Genomic DNA, 16,722 nt, shown 5'->3' with positions numbered 1-16,722 from the left:
CGCTTTGCGGGATCGGCCGCGACCCGATGCGATCGGCAATGCCCGGCCGCGGCTGAAGCCGCTCCTACGACAAGGCTTGATCAGCGGGCGGCGCATACGGCGCCAGCGCCACCGCCTCCAGTACTTGCGGCCAGGGGAAGCGCGGTCCCGGATCCAGCTTGCGCTGCACCTGCCGCGTCGGATCGTCGCTGGCCGGTTCCAGGCTGCGGTCCAGCGCCTCGTGTCCGGCGATGTGGCGCAGCTGCGGCAACTCCGCGCGCAACTGCTGCAGCAAGCGGATCAGGGCCTGGATCTGCGCCGGGGGGTAGTCTTCGGGCATCGCCTGGTGGCGCGAATCCAGCCACAGCGGATAGCGCCCGCGGTTGACCAGTTCGATGCCCAGCGACTGCGGGTTGTAGCCGCGCACGTGATGCGCGATGCGCTCCGCGGGCACGTAGCGATGCACGCTGCCGTCGCGGTCGATGTAGAAGTGGCCGCTGTTGCCGGTACCCGATGGATACAGCACACGCTCGCCGTACAGGCGCGCGCTGGCCAGGTCCGGCAACTCGGTGCAGTGGATCACCGCCAGCGTGATGCTGTCCGGCGCACGCTCCTGCAGCAGGCCGACGTAGGGCAGGGGCGCATCGTGGATCGGCAACGGCGAGGTGGGCGACATGCGCGGATGCTAGCATTCGCCGATGACCCTGAATTCCGAAAGCCCGCTGGCGACTCTGCTGGCCACACTGCCGCGCGCCGGACGCGTGGAATGGATCGGCCTGCGCCCGGCGCGCGACGTGCCGATGCACGAAGTCGACGCCGCCACCGCGCAGACCGAGGGCGGCCTGCACGGCGACCGCTACGCCGGCCGCAACGGCAAGCGCGGCGTGACCCTGATCCAGGCCGAACACCTGCCGGCGATCGCCGCGCTGGCCGGCCATGCTGCGGTGGCGCCGGCGACCCTGCGGCGCAACGTGGTGGTCTCCGGCATTCCGCTGATCGCCCTGAAGGGGCGCCGCTTCCGCATCGGCGAGGTCGAACTGGAAGGCATCGCGCCATGCGATCCGTGCTCGCGCATGGAGCAGGCGCTGGGCCCGGGCGGCTACAACGCCATGCGTGGCCACGGCGGCCTGTGCGCGCGCATCGTGCAGGGCGGCACGCTGCGCCTCGGCGATGCGGTGGTGGCGCTGTGAGCCGCGGTCACTGCATTCTGTCGCACGGCTTCGAGAGCGGGCCGGACGCGATCAAGGTGACCGCGCTGGCCGAGGTCGCGGAGCGCCTGGGCTGGAGCCACTCGCGCCCGGACTACACCGACCTGGACGCGCGCCGCGACATCAGCCCGCTCGGCGACGTGCCGACGCGCCTGCAGCGCCTGCTGGAACTGGCACAGGCGGCGGCGCAGCGCGGGCCGCTGGTGCTGGCCGGGTCCAGCCTCGGCGCCTACATCGCCGCGCAGGTGTCGCTGCACGTGCCGGTGCGCGGCCTGTTCCTGATGGTGCCGCCGACGCGGATGGGGCACATGCCGGCGCTGGACGCGGCGCCGGTGCCGACCTCGGTGGTGCACGCCTGGCGCGACGAACTGATCCCCGCCGCCGAGGTGATCGCCTGGGCGCAGGCGCGCGCGGCGCGGCTGCTGCTGGTCGACGACACGCATCGCCTGGGCGAGCACGTGGCGACCTCGGCGCAGGCCTTCGCCGAGCTGCTGGAGCGCCTGTGAGCGCAGCCGACGCCATGCTGTTGCGCGCCGAGCGGCCGGCCGACGCGGCAGCGATCGAGGCGCTGACCCTGGTCGCCTTCTTCCGCGTCGCGCACAGCCGCCACGACGAGCAGGACATCATCGAACGGCTGCGCGCGGACGACGCGCTGACCCTGTCGCTGGTGATCGAGCACGAGGGCTATGTGGTCGGCCACGTCGCGGTGTCGCCGGTGAGCCTGTCCGACGGCAGCCGCGGCTGGTATGGCCTGGGCCCGCTGTCGGTGGGGCCGGGCCACCAGCGCCAGGGCCTGGGTGCGCGGCTGGTGCGCGAGGCGCTGGCGCAGTTGCAGGCGCTGGGCGCTGCCGGCTGCGTGGTGCTGGGCGATCCGGCGTATTACGCGCGCTTCGGGTTCCGCCCGGAACCGGGGTTGACCCTGCCGGGCGCGCCGGTCGAGGCCTTCCAGGCGCTGGCCTTCGGCGAGCGTCTGCCGCCGATGGCCGAGGTGGAATACCACCCGGCCTTCCTGTCCGCACCCTGAGCCGCGCGGCGCGATCTCGCCCGGCGCGGGTCGGATGCGCTAGCATCGTCCCGCCCCTTCATCGAGGATCTACGCCGATGCGCCATTGATGCCGCCGTCTTCGCGACGGCCTTTGTCCTTCCTGCCGAGCGATCGGCGGGCACGACCGGCATCCATGGAGGTTCCCATGACGCATCCGCTGCTTGCGCTGGACGGCGCGACGTACCTCCTGCCCGGTGGCAGGACCCTGTTTTCCGATCTGCACTTCGCGCTCGATGCGCGGCCTACCGGCCTGGTGGGCCGCAATGGCGTCGGCAAGAGCATGTTCGCGCGCCTGCTCGCCGGCGAACTGACACCCAGCGCCGGGCGCTGCGTGCGCCACGGTCGCCTGCATTACTTGCCGCAGCAGATCGCGCCGGCGCCGCACGCCACCGTCGCCGATCTGGCTGGGGTGGGCGCGGCGTTGCGGGCGTTGGCGCGGATCGAGGCCGGCAGCGCCGACGCGGCGGATTTCGACACGCTCGGCGAGCGCTGGGACATCGCCCAGCGCCTGCAGGCACAACTGCACGCGCACGACCTGGGCGCGCTGGAGCCGCACCGCCTGGCCACCACGCTCAGCGGCGGCGAGGCGATGCGGGTGGCGCTGATCGGCGCCTGGCTGGCCGAGGCCGATGCGCTGATCCTGGACGAGCCGACCCTGCACCTGGACGCGGCGCAGCGGCAGCGCCTGCGCGAGGCGCTGCAGCGCTGGCCGGGCGGCCTGCTGGTGATCAGCCACGATGCGCTGCTGCTGCAGGACATGCAGCGCACGCTGGAACTGTCGCCCGGCGGGCTGCGCGACTACGGCGGCGACTACGCGTTCTACCTGCAGTGCCGGGCACGCGAGCGCGACGCCGCGCAGGCCGAACTGGCCCAGTACAAGCTGCAGCACGCGCGCGACAACGCCGCCTGGCAGGCGCAGCACGACCGGCAGCAACGGCGCAGTGCGCGCGGGCGGCAGCAGGCCGGCGCGGCCAATCAGGCGCCGATCCTGCTCGGCCGGCAGAAACAGCGCAGCCAGGACAGCGCCGGCAAGCGCGTGCGCGACCATCAGGCCACCCAGGCGCGCAGCCTGGCACGCATCGCCGAGGCCGCGCGCCATGTGCAGCCGGACGCGCCGGTGGCGCTGTTCGCGCCGCCGTCGGCCGAGGCGGCCAGCCGTCGCCTGGTCGAGCTGCAGGCAGTGCGGCTGCCGTTCGCGCCGGCGACGCGGCAGCCGCTGGACCTGGTGGTGCAGGGTGGCACACGCATCGGCGTGGTCGGGGCCAACGGCAGCGGCAAGTCGACCCTGCTGCGGCTGCTGGCCGGGCAGGTAGCGGCGCTGTCCGGCACCTGCCGGGTGCGCGCCGCCAGCGCCTACCTGGACCAGTCGTTGGCGGCGCTGGACCCGGACGCCACCGCGCTGGCGCAGGTGCAGGCCGCCGCGCCCGGCATCGCGCTCGCCGACTTGCGCACGCGGCTGGCCCTGCTCGGCCTGGACGCGCAGCGCATCGGCGTACCCTGCGCCCAGCTCAGCGGCGGCGAGCGGCTGAAGACCGCGCTGGCCTGTGCCTTCTACCGCACGCCGCCGGCCGAACTGCTGTTGCTGGACGAGCCGGACAACCACCTGGACCGCGAGGCCCGCGACGCCTTGCGCGCCGTGCTGCTGCAGTATCCCGGCGCGCTGCTGGTGGTGTCGCACGATGCGGACTTTCTCGACGCATTGCGCCTGCAGCAGCGCTTGCAGGCCGACGCCGAGGCGTGGCGGCTGACGCCGTGGTGAGCGGATACGGCGCCGTTGTCGTGGTCGGCCATGGAGGGCGAGCGTGGCGGGCGGGGCAGGGGGCGACCGTGCTCGTCGGGGCGCGCGCTCATCGGTCGTCGTCTTGGCGCGGCCGGGGCGGCCGGAGCCGCTGTGCTATTCTGCGCCGCGTTTCGATGGCGTGCGTGGGCGTCCTGTCGCGCGCCTCCGCGACGCGCCATGCCGTCGCAGGCGCTGCGCAACCGCCCGCAGTCTGTCGTGTGCCTTGGATGGCCCCTGCGGCCGTCGTGCCCGTGGCGCCCTTTCCTGTCCCTTGTGGTCCGCCTTCCGTGAAATTCTTCGTCTCCTGCGCCAAGGGCCTGGAATACCTGCTCGTCGATGAACTGCTCGCGCTCGGCGTGGCCAAGGCCACCGCCACCGTCGCCGGGGTCAATGCCGAAGGCAGCCTGCAGGACGCGCAGCGCGCGGTGCTGTGGTCGCGCCTGGCCAGCCGCGTGCTGTGGCCGTTGCAGTCCTTCGACTGCCCCGACGAGGCGGCGCTGTACGCCGGCGTGGCCGCGCTGCCGTGGCGCAGCCATCTGGCGCCGCAGCACACCCTGGCGGTGGACGCGCATGTGTCCGGCACCGGCATCACCCACGCGCGCTTCGCCGCGCAGCGGGTCAAGGACGCGGTGGTGGACACGCTGCGCGGCGAGGGACTGGAGCGGCCGTCAGTGGATGTGGAGCACCCGGACCTGCGCTTGAACCTGTCGCTGCGCAAGGGCCGCGCCACGCTGTCGGTGGACCTGGGCGGCGGCTCGCTGCACCGGCGCGGCTGGCGCCAGGCGCAGAACGAGGCGCCGCTGAAGGAGAACCTGGCCGCGGCGGTGCTGCTGCGCGGGCAGTGGCCGGCGCTGTATGCGCAGGGGGGCGGGCTGCTGGATCCGATGTGCGGCAGCGGCACGCTGCTGATCGAAGGCGCGCTGATGGCCGCCGATGTCGCGCCGGGCCTGCTGCGCGGCGAGCTGGCGGCGCAGCAGCGCGGCGACACCGATGCCGACGCCACGCCGAGCCGCTGGCTGGGGTTCGACGTGGCGGCCTGGCGCACGCTGCTGGCCGAGGCGCGGCAGCGGGCCCAGACCGGCCGCGCCGCATTGCGCCCGGTGCTGTACGGCAGCGACCTTGACCCGCATGCGCTGCGCGCGGCGCGCGAGAACGCGCAGGCCGCCGGCGTGGCCGAGGCGATCGCCTTCGCCGTGCACGACGTCGCCGCGTTGCCTGCGCCGGCGCAGGCGTTGGGCACGGTGGTGTGCAACCCGCCCTACGATGAGCGCCTGGCCGCCGACGCGGCGCTGTACCGGCGCCTGGGCGATGCGCTCAAGCGCGCGGTGCCGCAGTGGCGCGCCAGCCTGCTGTGCGGCAGCGACGAACTGGCCTATGCCACCGGCCTGCGTGCGGCCAAGAAGTACCAGATGTTCAACGGCGCGCTGGAGTGCCCGTTGATCGTCTGCGACCCGATCGCGGTCGCGCCGCGCGCCGGCGCCACCGAGGAGCCGCGCGCGCTCAGCGACGGTGCGCAGATGGTGGCCAATCGCCTGCGCAAGAATCTGCGCAAGTTCAAGACCTGGCGCGCGCGGGCGGGGATCAGTTGCTACCGCGCCTACGACGCCGACCTGCCCGAGTACGCGGCGGCGATCGACGTGTACCAGGAGGACGGCGGCCAGGCGCGCACCTTCCTGCACGTGCAGGAGTACGCGGCGCCGGACAGCATTCCCGACGCGGACGTGCGGCGCCGTCGCAACGAACTGCTGGCGGCCGCGCGCGAGGTGTTCGCGGTGCCGGCCGAACAGGTGGCGCTGAAGACCCGCGAGCGCGGCAAGGGCGGCAGCAAGTACGGCCGCTTCGAGCAGCGCGGCGAGTTCCTGGTGGTGCGCGAGCACGATGCGCTTCTGCGGGTGAACCTGTTCGATTATCTGGATACCGGGCTGTTCCTCGATCACCGCCCGCTGCGCGGGGTGATGGCGCAGCAGGCGCGCGGCAAGCGCTTCCTCAACCTGTTCTGCTACACCGGCGTGGCCAGCGTGCAGGCGGCGGTGGCCGGCGCCGATTCCACCACCAGCGTGGACCTGTCCGGTACCTACCTGCAGTGGTGCGCCGACAACCTCGCGTTCAACGGCAAGGGCGGCGCCCAGCACCGGCTGGTGCAGGCCGACGCGCTGAGCTGGCTGGAGGCGGAGAAGAACCGCTACGACGTGATCTTCTGCGACCCGCCGACCTTCTCCAACTCCGCGCGCGCCGAGGATTTCGATATCCAGCGCGAGCACGTGCGGCTGTTGCGCGCGGCGGTGGCGCGGTTGATGCCCGAGGGCGTACTGTACTTCTCCAACAACTTCCGCCGCTTCAAGCTGGACGAGAACGCGCTGGCCGAGTTCGCGGTGTGCGAGGAGATCAGCGCGCAGACCATCGATCCGGATTTCGAGCGCAACCCGCGCATCCATCGCGCCTGGCGTCTGCAGCGGCGCTGAGCGCGCGGCGCTTCGTGTGCTTTTCTGTAGGAGCGGCTTCAGCCGCGATGGGCGTTACCGGTAACGCCCATCGCGGCGCGTAGTGCGCTGTTCCTTCTCCATCCGGGAGAGGGTGCCCCGAAGGGGCGGGCGAGGGGACGGGCGAAGCCTCGTGTCCTCAATCTCTGCGCGTCGCTTCGCGTCATCCCCTCACCCCAACCCCTCTCCCGGGGGAGAGGGGCGTGTATCAGCCGCCGTGCTGCCGCAACGCGGCCTGCGCCTTGCCGCGCGGCGGCGGGTCGTCCTCGCCCTCGCGTTCGTTCCAGTACGCCTGGATCTGCAGGATCTGCGGCAGGATCGCCTCGAACAACGCGACCAGGCGTGGCTCGAACTGGCTGCCGGACTTGTCGCGGAACAGTTCCATCGCCTGCTCCAGCGTCCACGGCGCCTTGTACGGGCGCGGCGAGGTGAGGGCATCGAACACGTCGGCCACTGCCACGATCCGCGCCGATTCGGGAATCTGCGTGCCCGACACGCCGGCCGGGTAGCCGCCGCCGTCCCAGTGCTCGTGGTGGTACAGGGACACCTCGGCGGCGAGGCGGAACAGTGGCGCGCTGCTGCGGCTGAGGATGTCGTAGCCGATCCGCGGGTGCCGCTTCATCACCTGCCACTCGTCCGCATCCAGCGGCCCGGGCTTTTTCAGCACCGCATCGGGGATGCCGATCTTGCCGGTGTCGTGCATCGGCGCGGCCTGTTCCAGCAGGTCGGCGTCCTCGCGCGACCAGCCCGCGGCCAGCGCCAGCGCGCGGGCGTAGGCGGCCATGCGCCAGATATGGGTGCCGGTGTCCGAGTCGCTGTAGTGGCCGGCCATGCCCAGCATCTCGATCGCGGCGCGGTGGCTGTCGGCGAGGCTGGCGGCGCTGACCAGCGACAGGTGGGTGCGCACCCGCGCGCGCAGAATGCTCGGCGAATACGGCTTGGTGATGTAGTCGACGCCGCCGGCGTCGAAGCCGATGCTCTCGTCGGCGTCCTTGTCCTTGCCGGTGACGAAGATGATCGGGATCGCCGCGCTGCGCGCATCTTGCTTGAGCGTGCGGGCCAGGGTGTAGCCGTCGACGTCGGGCAGGTCGACGTCGAGCAGGATCAGCGCCGGGCGATGCTTGGCCACCCCGCGCAGCGCTTCGGCGCCGTTCTTTGCGAACACCAGCGCATAGTCCTCGCGCAGCAACTGCCGGATCAGCGCCAGGTTGCTGGGTTCGTCGTCGACACAGAGAATGCACGGCTGGGTCATGGTGGTGTCTCGTTACGCGCTCAGTCGGTTGCCTCGGCCAGCCATTGCCTGACCTTGGCCTCGGCCTCACGGAAGGAAAAATTCTCCAGCAACTGCTGCAGTTCGGCGGTGTGCGCCGCCGGCAGGACGGCGGCCAGTTGCCGCAGCGTGTGGTCGATGCGGTCCGGATCGTCGCTGTCCAGCACCTGCAGCACCTGGTACCAGGACGCCTGCAATGTCGCCGGGTCCACCGCTGCGTCGGTTGCCGCCGCAGGCGCCGTGGCGATCTGGGTGGCGTCGGCGAAGCGCAGCACTTCGGCGGCGGTGTCGGCCATCGCCGCGGCCAGCGCCGCGATCTCCCCCGCGGCCTCCGCTGGCGCCGTGCTCAAGCGTTCCTCGAGGGCGGCGCTGGCGACGCTCAATGCCGGCAATGCCAGCGATCCGGCCGAGCCGCGCAACTTGTGCGCCAGCGAGACCGCTTCGCCCGGTCGCTGCGCGTCCAGCAGGGCGCGCACGCTCGCCGCCGGGTCGGGATATTCCTGCAACAGCTTCAGCAGATAGCGCCGGTACGGATCGCGCTCGCCCCAGAGCCGCTGCGCCTGGACGGTATCGAGCAACGCCGGATCGCTGACCGGCCAGTCGTCCGACGGCAGCACCGACGGTGGCAGCGCCAGCGGCAGCAGCGGCAGCGCGGCCAGGTTCGGCGGCAGATAGCGGCGGATGATCGCGATCAGGTCCTCGACCTGGAACGGTTTGGCGATGAAATCGTTCATGCCGCTGGACAGCGCCATTTCCTGCTGCTGGCGATAGGCGCCGGCGGTGAGGGCGATCACCGGCACGTTGGCCAACTCCGGGTCGGCGCGCAGTTGCCGGGTGGCTTCGTAGCCGTCCATGGTCGGCATCTGCACGTCCATCAGTACCACGTGGAAACGGCCGGGATCGCGCCGTAGCCGCTGCAGTGCCTGGGCGCCGTCCTGCGCCAGGTCGACCACCGCGCCTTCGCCTTCGAGGATGCGCTGCGCGACCTCGCGATTGATGTCGCTGTCGTCGACCACCAGCAAGCGGGCCCCGGCCAGGCGCGCGACGCTGTCGCCGGGCGCTGCCGCGGGCAGCTCGCCGTTGCGGCGCGCCAGCAGCATGGCGATGGTGCGCTGCAGGGCCGAAGCGGTGACCGGCTTGGTCATCACCGCATCCACGTCGGCCACGCCGGGCTGCTGCTCCTGGATCATGCGCCGTTCGTAGGCGGTGACCATGACGATGATCGGCTGCCGGTCCGGCGCCGATTGCGCGCGAATGCGCTGGGCCACGCTCAGTCCGTCCAGGTCGGGCATGCGCCAGTCCAGCAGGATCACGTCGAACTCGTCGCGTTCCGGCGCGGCCGCGGCCAAGGCGGCAGTGCCGCTGGACACCGCTTCCACCTGCCAGCCGAACCCGTTGGCGATGTCGGTCAGGCTGCGCCGCACCAGCTCGTGGTCGTCGGCGATCAGCACCCGTCGCGCCTGTGCCGGTGCGTCGTCGTCGGCCGGTGCCGGCGCCACCGCGAACGGAATGACGAAGTAGAAATCGCTGCCCTGGCCGGGGGCGCTCTGCACTTCCAGTTGCCCGCCCATCAGCTCCACCAGGCGCCGGCTGATGGTCAGGCCCAGGCCGCTGCCGCCGTAGCGGCGGCTGGTGGAGGTGTCGGCCTGCAGGAACGGCGAGAAGATCAGGCTCTGCTTCTCGCGCGCGATGCCGATGCCGGTGTCGCGCACCGAGAACAGCAGCTTGAGCTTGCCGGGTTCGGCGCCAGGGAAGGCGCGCACCGACAGCACCACCTCGCCCTGTTCGGTGAACTTGATGGCATTGCCCACCAGGTTGATCAGCACCTGGTTCAGGCGCAGCGCGTCGCCTTGCAGCCAGCGGCAGCCCGGCGGCAGCGGCTCGACGATCATCTCCACCGGCTTGGCGCTGGTCGCCGAGGTCATCAGCGCGGCGATGTTCTCCAGCAGTTCGTTGAGGTCGAACGGCGCCGATTCCAGGTCGATGCGCCCGGACTCGATCTTGGAGAAGTCGAGGATGTCGTTGATGATCTCCAGCAGGTTGCGTGCCGACAGCTCGATCTTCTGGATCATGTCCTGCGCCGCCTGCGACAGGGCGCTGTGCCGCAGCAGGTACAGCATGCCCAGGATCGCGTTCATCGGCGTGCGGATCTCGTGGCTCATGTTGGCCAGGAAATCGCTCTTGGATTGGTTGGCGGTTTCGGCCGCGTCGATGGCCAGGCGCAGCTCGCGCTCGTGGCGCTTCTGCTCGGTCAGGTCGACGGCGATGCCGAGATAGCCGATCACCCGGTCGTCGTCGTCGCGCAGCGTGCTCAGGGTGAGCAACACCGGGAAGGCATGGCCGTCCTTGCTCAGGTATGTCCATTCGCGGGTATCGCTGCGTCCCAATGTGGACAGCGCCGCCACCGATTCGAACGAGGGCTGCACCGGCATGCCCGACTGCGTGGCCATGCGTTCGGCACGCGCGGCCAGTTGCTCCGGATCCAGGAACAGGCCGGTGGCCTTGCGTCCGATCAGTTCGTGCGCGGCGTAGCCGAGCAGGGTCTCGGCGGCCGGGTTGAACAGGGTGATGACGCCGTCCGGGTCGGTGGCGACGATCGCGTAGCCGGCATTGGCCAGGATCGCGCGCTGCAGCGCCGAATAGGTGACCAGTTCGCTGGTGCGCTCGGCCACCTGCTGTTCGAGCGTGGCATTGAGTTCCAGCACCCGCGCCTGCGCGCGCACCTGCTCGGTGACGTCGTGCAGCAGGTGCGAATGGCCGATGGTGCCGCCGCCGGTGCCGACGATCGGCGAGACGCTGGCCAGCACGCTGACCGCATGGCCGTCGCGGTGGCGCAGTTCGCGCACGCCGTCGCCGCCATTGGCCGGATCGCGGATCTGCGTGCCCAGCAACTGCTGCAGCGGCTGGCCGATGGCCTGCTCCGGGGTGTAGCCGAAGATGCGCATGGCTGCCGGGTTCCAGTGGGTCACCCGGCCGTGCAGGTCTTCGGCGACGATCGCCTCGCTGGTGCCGGCGACCAGCGCGGCCAGTTGGCTCTGCTCGCTGAGGATCAGGTCGCGGCGGCGCAGGCTGGTCAGGAACACGTACAGCAGCGCGGCCAGCAGCAGCGCGATGCCGGCGGCCAAGCCGCCGGCGAGCAGCGGGGAGATTTGATCCAGCGAGCGCACGAAGCCCGGCGTGGCGTGCACCCCGATCCGCCACTGGCGTCCGTAGACCTGGAGAGTGCGCTCGGCGGCCGGCCCGCCGGCCAGGATCGGCGTGGCGTCGTCGCGGTAGAACGGCTGTGCCGGGTTCTGGCTGTCGGCCAGGCGCAGGCGCAGCTCGTTGCTGTGATCGTCGGAGGAGGCCAGCACCTCGGCGATGTTCAGCGGTGCATAGGCCCAGCCGGTGGTGGCCTGCCAGCGCTGCTCCGGGGTCTGCAGCGGCATGCCTTCCCGGTACACCGGCAACAGCAGCAGGAAACCGCCCTGGCCCAGCCCCGGCGTCTGCACCAGGCGGATCGGCGCGGTGATGGTGGGCGCACCGGAGCGCGCCGCGGCGATCGCCGCGGCCCGCCGAGCCGGCTCGGAGGCGATGTCGAAGCCCTCGGCGGCGTTGTTGGATCGGAGCGGCTGGATATAGACGATGACGAAACGGTCGCCGTCGTGCGGGGCCAGTTCGACGATCCGCAGCGACGGCGCGCCGTCGGCGTGGGCCTGCTGCAGGAACGCCGCCTCGTCCGCGCGCGGCACCCGCTGGATGTAGCCGAAGCCGCGCACGCCGGGGAACTCGCGCAGGTAGTCGCGCGAGGCGCTGTAGCGGGCGAAACGCTCGCGCGAGATGTGCTCGCCGCCAGCGGCGATCACCGCGCCGCGCGCGCCGCGCAGGCCGTGCTCGTACATGTCCAGGCGTTGCCGCAGGTCGCTGGCCACGTGCGAGGCCAGTTGATCGAAGCGCGCCTGTGCCTGTGCGCGATTGCGCTGCTGCACGCCGTGCGCGATCAGCAGCGCGGCGAGCAGCCCGACGGCCAGCACGGCCAGGGCGGCGAGCCGCGCTAGACGCGCAGGGCCGGCGACGGGTGTCCGGCGTTGATTCGACATGCTCCCCCTTCCTTTGGCGAACGCACGAGCGGCACGCGGCACGGCTTCCCCGGTTGGTTGCGGGACGGCGTTCACGGTGGTGGCGAACGTCCCGCGGGTCGTCCCTCAACGCTAGCGCGGGCGCGGCGGTCGCGCCAGCCCTCCAGGCCGAAGAGCCGAGGCGTGTCTACACCTTGCTGCGCGGCTGGCAGGTCTGCCGCGAGCGCGCGGTCCGCCAAGCGGGGCGTCCGGCTGGCGTGGTGCGTCGGCGGCGGGCCGGCCGCTCACGCAGCGCAGTGCATCCTTGCCAGCCACGCTCAGCCAAGCAGCGTGACGGCAGCGTGCAGCGCCAGCCCGATCAATCCGCCGACCAGGGTGCCGTTGAAGCGGATGTACTGCAGGTCGCGGCCCACGCTCAGTTCCAGTTGCTCGACCAGGTGGCGTTCGTCCCAGCCCTTCACGGTCTGCGCGATGTGCTCGGTGACGCCGCTGCGCAGGCGCTGGGTCAGCCGCTCGGCGCCGCCGAGCAGGTGCTGGTTGAGCGCCTCGCGCAGGGCGGGATCCTGCGCCAGCGACTGGCCGAGCGCGCCGAGCGCGCGCTGCAGATGCTGCACCAGCGCACCGTCCTGGCGCGACAGGTCCTCGCGCAGCGCAGCATGGATCTGGTCCCACAGGCCCTGCACGTACGCCTGCACACCGGGGTGGTCGATCAGCCGCTGCTTCAGCGCCTGCACCTTGTCGGCGGTGGCCGGATCGGTGCGCAGCCGTTCCACGTAACCGCCGAGCCAGCGCTCGTAGTCCTGGCGCAGCGGGTGCTGCGGCTGCGACAGCACCTCCTGCAGTTCCTCCAGCAGCGCATGCGCCAGGCGCTCGGCGAGGGTGTCCGCGATGCCCTCGACCGGCTTCACCCACTCCACGGTGCCGACCAGCTTGGGCCACTCGCGGCGCGCGTACTTGACGATCATCGCCGACACCCGCTGCTTGACCGCGGCATCGTCCAGGTGCCGGCCGAGCCGGGTCAGCGCTTCGTCGAGCAGGGCATGGTGGCGGCCGTCGGCGGTGAGCAGGCCGAGCAGCTCGCCGGCGGTGGCGGCGGCGTCCCAGTCGCGCAGCCGCGCCACCACGAAGCCGTGGATGCGACGCCGCACGGCCGCTTCGTCGAGCAGATCCAGCGCCTGCAGCGCCCAGCCGCGGGCGAGGTCGGCCAGCCGTGCGGACTGCGCCGGTTCGGCCAGCCACTGGCCCAGCCGTGCCGCCGGATCGAAGGCGCTGAGCTTGGCCAGCAGCGCGGCCGGCTCCAGGAACTGATCGCGCACGAACACCGCCAGGCTGTCGGCGATGCGCGCCTTGCCGTGCGGGATGATCGCGGTATGTGGAATCGGCAGGCCCAGCGGGTGCCGGAACAGCGCCACCACCGCGAACCAGTCGGCCAGCGCACCGACCGTGGCCGCTTCGCAGAAGGCGCCGACCCAGGCCCACACGCCGTGCAGGCCCATGGCATGGCTGAGCAGGAAGCCGCACAGCATCGCCAGCAGCAACAGCGCCGCCAGCAGCTTCATGCGCCGCAACTGTGCGCGGCGCGGATCGGGGGGCAGGGGAAGGCCGGGAGACACGCTCATGCGGCCGAGTCTACGCAGTGCGCGGTGAGCGCGGTTGCATGCGCGGCGGCCGCAGCGGCGGCGGACGCTGCTTGCCGGTGCCCGACGCCAGCCAGGACGCCCAGGGAATCCGGACTGCGACGCACGGCAGCGGGCCATCGCCGGCCCGACACGCATACGTACGTCGGCGCGCGGCATTGGCCGCGCACGCCAGCGCGTGGATCAGCCCGACAGCTGCGCGCGCAGTGCCGCCAGTTCCTCGCGCAGCGCCTGGTTCTCTGCTTCCAGTTCGGCAACGCGCTGACGCAGCGCCATCGTGGCGTCGCCCGCGGCGTCCTGCGCTTGCGCGTCGGCGTGGGTGTCGGCATCGGTATCGGCCGCTTGGGTCTGCTTCGGCTTGCGCTTGGACTCGCGGGCGCGCTTGGCGGCCTGCTTCAGTTCGTCCTTGCCGGCCATGGCCGCGGCGCGCTGTTCCTCTTCGGGCAGGCTGGCCACCGCCGCGGCGGCGTTGATCGAGATCGCACCGGACTTGACCGCTTCCACCACCTCGGCGGCGGCCTGCTTCTGGATCTTCTCGATCTGCACCACCTGGCTGTTGCTGAGCCGCGCCACGCGCGCCAGTTCGGCGCGGCTGAGCGGTGCCGGTGCGTCGGCCCAGGGCGGCGTGTCGGTGTCGTTGGCGGCCTCGGCAGCCGCATCCGGGTCAGTGGCGTCGGCCGCGGGAGCATCCACGGCGGCCGCGCTGGCGCGCCGCTCGGCGAGGATCTCGCGCTTGCGCAGCGCCAGCACGCCGCGCTGGAAGTCGGAGACGCTGCGCCGGCCCAGGTGCTGGTCGATCATCCACAGGTGCACGTCCTGCAGCGACTGGAAGCGGGTGTTCTGCACGGTCTGGAACGGCAACCCGTGCTTCTGGCAGATGCCGTAGCGGTTGTGCCCGTCGACCAGGATGTCGCCCCACAACACCAGCGCGTCGCGGCAGCCCTCGGCCAGCAGGCTGCGTTCCAGGGCGGCGTATTCGTCGGCGGTCAGCGGATCGATATAGGCCTTGAGGTCTTCTTTGACAACGATGTTCATCAACGGGCGGTGCGGCGTGGCGACGGGGGCGGCATTGTAGAGGGCAGGGATTGGGGATTGGGGATTCGGGATTCGCAAGAGCGTCGAGCTGCCTGTCCGACGCTGCCGCGCGCTGTCCGAATCCCTACTCCCGAATCCCCAATCCCGGCTCGCGCAGCGAGCCTTACCCCACCACCACCTCACTGATCTGCATCACCGGCGTCAGGTCGGTGTAGTTCTTGATGTCGCCGAGGATCTCCTCCGCGTGCGGGCCGAAGCCGGCTTGGAAGGCCTCCACCGAGTCGCTGAAGATGTGGCACATGCCGACGTAGGTCGGGTCGCTGCCCGGGGTGCCGCCGGACAGGCCCCTGTCCACGGTGTAGCGCAGGCAGGCGGCGCCCATGCGCGCCTGCAGCAGCGGCATGTGCGTATCGCGGTAGTAGGCATGGTCGAAACGGGCGCCTGGCGTGTACGGGTACATCACGCTGACCTTGATCATGGAGCGGCTCCTGTGGCGGCGGCGGACCCCGGCCGGGTGCCGGGGTGGCGCAAGGCTACACCCGGGTAAGGCCGGCGCGTGTTGCGCTGCGGCGGGCGCTTGGTCGGGAATGGGGAGTCGGGAATGGGGAATGGCAACAGCAACAGCAACAGCAACAGCAAGGGATGCGCCTGCCCGTCGACCGGTGCGCGCCGGGATGCTTTTGCGATTCCCTATTCCCGATTCTCCATTCCCCTCTACCGCATCGTCGGCATCGCGAACTCGGCGCCGCCCGCGGCCTCGGGCCAGCGTGCGGTGACGGTCTTGAGCCGGGTGTAGAAGCGCACCCCGTCCGGGCCATGCACGTGCAGTGGCCCGAACAGCGAGCGCTTCCAGCCGCCGAAGCTGTGGAAGGCCATCGGCACCGGGATCGGCACGTTGATGCCGACCATGCCGGCCTGCACCTGCCGTGCGAACGCACGCGCCGCGCAGCCGTCGCGGGTGAACACCGCCGCGCCGTTGCCGTAGTCGTGGTCGGCGATCAGGCGCAGCGCAGCGGCGGCGTCGGCCACCCGCACCACGCACAGCACCGGGCCGAAGATCTCCTCGCGGTAGATGCGCATGTCGCTGCGCACGTGGTCGAACAGGCTGCCGCCGAGGAAGAAGCCGTCCGGGTGGCCGGCCGCGCCCGCCGGGCGGCCGTCGACCACCAGGCGTGCGCCCTCGGCCACGCCGCTGTGGATGTAGCCGAGCACGCGCTCGCGGTGCGCTGCGCTCACCAGCGGGCCCATGTCCGGCTCGTCGCGGCCGGCGTCGGCCTGGCCGGGGCCCAGGCGCAGCGCGGCCACGCGCGGCGCCAGTTTGGCCACCAGCGCGTCGGCCAGCGCATCGCCCACGCACACCGCCACCGAGATCGCCATGCAGCGTTCGCCGGCCGAGCCGTAGCCGGCGCCGAGCAGGGCGTCGGCGACGTCGTCCAGGTCGGCATCCGGCAGCACCACCAGATGGTTCTTGGCCCCGCCCAGTGCCTGCACGCGCTTGCCCAGCGCACTGCCGCGCGCGTACAGGTCGGCCGCCACCGTGGTGGAGCCGACGAAGCTCAGCGCCTGCACCTGCGGGTGCGTCAGCAGCGCATCCACCGCCGGCTTGGCGCCGTGCACCACATTGCACACCCCGGCCGGCAAGCCGGCCTCGTGCAGCCATTCGGCCAGATGCAGCGACGCCGACGGCGCGTGTTCGGAGGGCTTGAGCACGAAGCTGTTGCCGCAGGCCAATGCCACCGGCAGCATCCACAGCGGCACCATCGCCGGGAAGTTGAATGGGGTGACGCCGGCGACCACGCCCAGCGGTGCGTACTCGCTCCACGCATCCACGCCGCGACCGACGTCGTGCGAATGCTCGCCCTTGAGCAGGTGCGGGATGCCGCAGGCGAACTCCACCACCTCCATGCCGCGCACCACTTCGCCGCGCGCATCGGTGACGGTCTTGCCGTGCTCGGCGCTGATGCAGCGGGCCAGGGCGTCGGCATGGCGTTCCAGCAGCTCGCGGAAGCGGAACAGCACCCGCGCGCGCTGCAGCGGCGGCGTCGCCGCCCAGCCGGGAAAAGCGGTACTGGCGGCGCGCACCGCCATCTCCACCGCATGCGCGGCGCCCAGCGGCACGTGGCGCTGGACGGCGCCTGTCGCCGGGTCGAAGACCTCGGCGTGTTCGTCGCCCCGGAACGCGACGGGCTGGCCATCGATGTAGTGGGACAGGATCTCGCCCATCGTGTTC

Annotated in this window: 12 protein-coding genes; 5 read left to right on the top strand and 7 right to left on the bottom strand. The window is 71.6% G+C overall.

Going from position 1 to position 16,722, the window contains the following annotated elements; genetic code table 11:
• Nucleotides 1–64 precede the first annotated feature (64 nt).
• Nucleotides 65–655 carry an N-acetylmuramoyl-L-alanine amidase gene (locus RAB71_RS13935; protein ID WP_010343961.1) on the bottom strand — a complete coding sequence of 197 codons (591 nt, stop codon included), beginning with the start codon at nt 653–655 and terminating at the stop codon, nt 65–67.
• 22 nt (nt 656–677) lie between these two features.
• Between RAB71_RS13935 and RAB71_RS13930 the strand changes: the two genes are divergently transcribed.
• The 5 genes from RAB71_RS13930 (at nt 678) to rlmKL (ending at nt 6,474) form a co-directional block, all read left to right on the top strand.
• On the top strand, nt 678–1,169 hold the full coding sequence (locus RAB71_RS13930) for an MOSC domain-containing protein (RefSeq protein ID WP_010343960.1): 492 nt from the start codon (nt 678–680) through the stop codon (nt 1,167–1,169).
• Nucleotides 1,166–1,693, top strand: a complete 528-nt coding sequence (locus tag RAB71_RS13925) for an alpha/beta fold hydrolase (protein WP_010343959.1) — start codon at nt 1,166–1,168, stop codon at nt 1,691–1,693. The genes RAB71_RS13930 and RAB71_RS13925 overlap by 4 nt, the downstream gene beginning before the upstream one ends.
• A gap of 14 nt (nt 1,694–1,707) precedes the next feature.
• Nucleotides 1,708–2,211, top strand: coding sequence for a GNAT family N-acetyltransferase (locus RAB71_RS13920; RefSeq protein WP_010343958.1), 504 nt, complete (start codon nt 1,708–1,710; stop codon nt 2,209–2,211).
• A 166-nt stretch (nt 2,212–2,377) separates the two neighbouring features.
• The gene (locus RAB71_RS13915) at nt 2,378–3,991 is read left to right on the top strand and encodes an ABC-F family ATP-binding cassette domain-containing protein (RefSeq protein ID WP_010343957.1); all 1,614 of its coding nucleotides are present in this window, start codon (nt 2,378–2,380) and stop codon (nt 3,989–3,991) included.
• A gap of 308 nt (nt 3,992–4,299) precedes the next feature.
• Nucleotides 4,300–6,474 (top strand): bifunctional 23S rRNA (guanine(2069)-N(7))-methyltransferase RlmK/23S rRNA (guanine(2445)-N(2))-methyltransferase RlmL, encoded by a 2,175-nt coding sequence (gene rlmKL, locus RAB71_RS13910; RefSeq protein WP_010343956.1) that lies wholly within the window; start codon nt 4,300–4,302, stop codon nt 6,472–6,474.
• Nucleotides 6,475–6,700: 226 nt separating this feature from the next.
• Here the strand turns inward: rlmKL and RAB71_RS13905 are convergent, their stop codons facing one another.
• From RAB71_RS13905 to RAB71_RS13880, 6 genes are all read right to left on the bottom strand, one after another.
• Nucleotides 6,701–7,744, bottom strand: coding sequence for a two-component system response regulator (locus tag RAB71_RS13905; protein WP_010343955.1), 1,044 nt, complete (start codon nt 7,742–7,744; stop codon nt 6,701–6,703).
• A 20-nt stretch (nt 7,745–7,764) separates the two neighbouring features.
• Nucleotides 7,765–11,841, bottom strand: a complete 4,077-nt coding sequence (locus RAB71_RS13900) for a CHASE domain-containing protein (protein ID WP_052471000.1) — start codon at nt 11,839–11,841, stop codon at nt 7,765–7,767.
• Between the two features lie 296 nt (nt 11,842–12,137).
• Nucleotides 12,138–13,379, bottom strand: coding sequence for a DUF445 domain-containing protein (locus tag RAB71_RS13895; RefSeq protein WP_010343952.1), 1,242 nt, complete (start codon nt 13,377–13,379; stop codon nt 12,138–12,140).
• A gap of 261 nt (nt 13,380–13,640) precedes the next feature.
• Nucleotides 13,641–14,492, bottom strand: coding sequence for a hypothetical protein (locus tag RAB71_RS13890; protein ID WP_010343951.1), 852 nt, complete (start codon nt 14,490–14,492; stop codon nt 13,641–13,643).
• A gap of 163 nt (nt 14,493–14,655) precedes the next feature.
• Nucleotides 14,656–14,970 (bottom strand): EthD family reductase, encoded by a 315-nt coding sequence (locus RAB71_RS13885; protein ID WP_010343950.1) that lies wholly within the window; start codon nt 14,968–14,970, stop codon nt 14,656–14,658.
• Between the two features lie 236 nt (nt 14,971–15,206).
• Nucleotides 15,207–16,715, bottom strand: coding sequence for a CoA-acylating methylmalonate-semialdehyde dehydrogenase (locus RAB71_RS13880; protein WP_010343949.1), 1,509 nt, complete (start codon nt 16,713–16,715; stop codon nt 15,207–15,209).
• Between the last annotated feature and the right edge of the window lie 7 nt (nt 16,716–16,722).

This window comes from Xanthomonas sacchari (assembly GCF_040529065.1).
GTDB lineage: Bacteria > Pseudomonadota > Gammaproteobacteria > Xanthomonadales > Xanthomonadaceae > Xanthomonas_A > Xanthomonas_A sacchari.
This window is presented reverse-complemented; position numbering and strand designations above follow the sequence as displayed.

What these genes read in the sequence shown, in the direction of transcription:
- RAB71_RS13935 (WP_010343961.1), bottom strand. Translation starts at nt 655, where the DNA reads ATGTCGCCCACCTCGCCGTTGCCGATCCACGATGCGCCCCTGCCCTAC.
- RAB71_RS13930 (WP_010343960.1), top strand. Translation starts at nt 678, where the DNA reads ATGACCCTGAATTCCGAAAGCCCGCTGGCGACTCTGCTGGCCACACTG.
- RAB71_RS13920 (WP_010343958.1), top strand. Translation starts at nt 1,708, where the DNA reads ATGCTGTTGCGCGCCGAGCGGCCGGCCGACGCGGCAGCGATCGAGGCG.
- RAB71_RS13915 (WP_010343957.1), top strand. Translation starts at nt 2,378, where the DNA reads ATGACGCATCCGCTGCTTGCGCTGGACGGCGCGACGTACCTCCTGCCC.
- RAB71_RS13905 (WP_010343955.1), bottom strand. Translation starts at nt 7,744, where the DNA reads ATGACCCAGCCGTGCATTCTCTGTGTCGACGACGAACCCAGCAACCTG.
- RAB71_RS13900 (WP_052471000.1), bottom strand. Translation starts at nt 11,841, where the DNA reads ATGTCGAATCAACGCCGGACACCCGTCGCCGGCCCTGCGCGTCTAGCG.
- RAB71_RS13895 (WP_010343952.1), bottom strand. Translation starts at nt 13,379, where the DNA reads ATGAAGCTGCTGGCGGCGCTGTTGCTGCTGGCGATGCTGTGCGGCTTC.
- RAB71_RS13890 (WP_010343951.1), bottom strand. Translation starts at nt 14,492, where the DNA reads ATGAACATCGTTGTCAAAGAAGACCTCAAGGCCTATATCGATCCGCTG.
- RAB71_RS13885 (WP_010343950.1), bottom strand. Translation starts at nt 14,970, where the DNA reads ATGATCAAGGTCAGCGTGATGTACCCGTACACGCCAGGCGCCCGTTTC.
- RAB71_RS13880 (WP_010343949.1), bottom strand. Translation starts at nt 16,715, where the DNA reads ATGGGCGAGATCCTGTCCCACTACATCGATGGCCAGCCCGTCGCGTTC.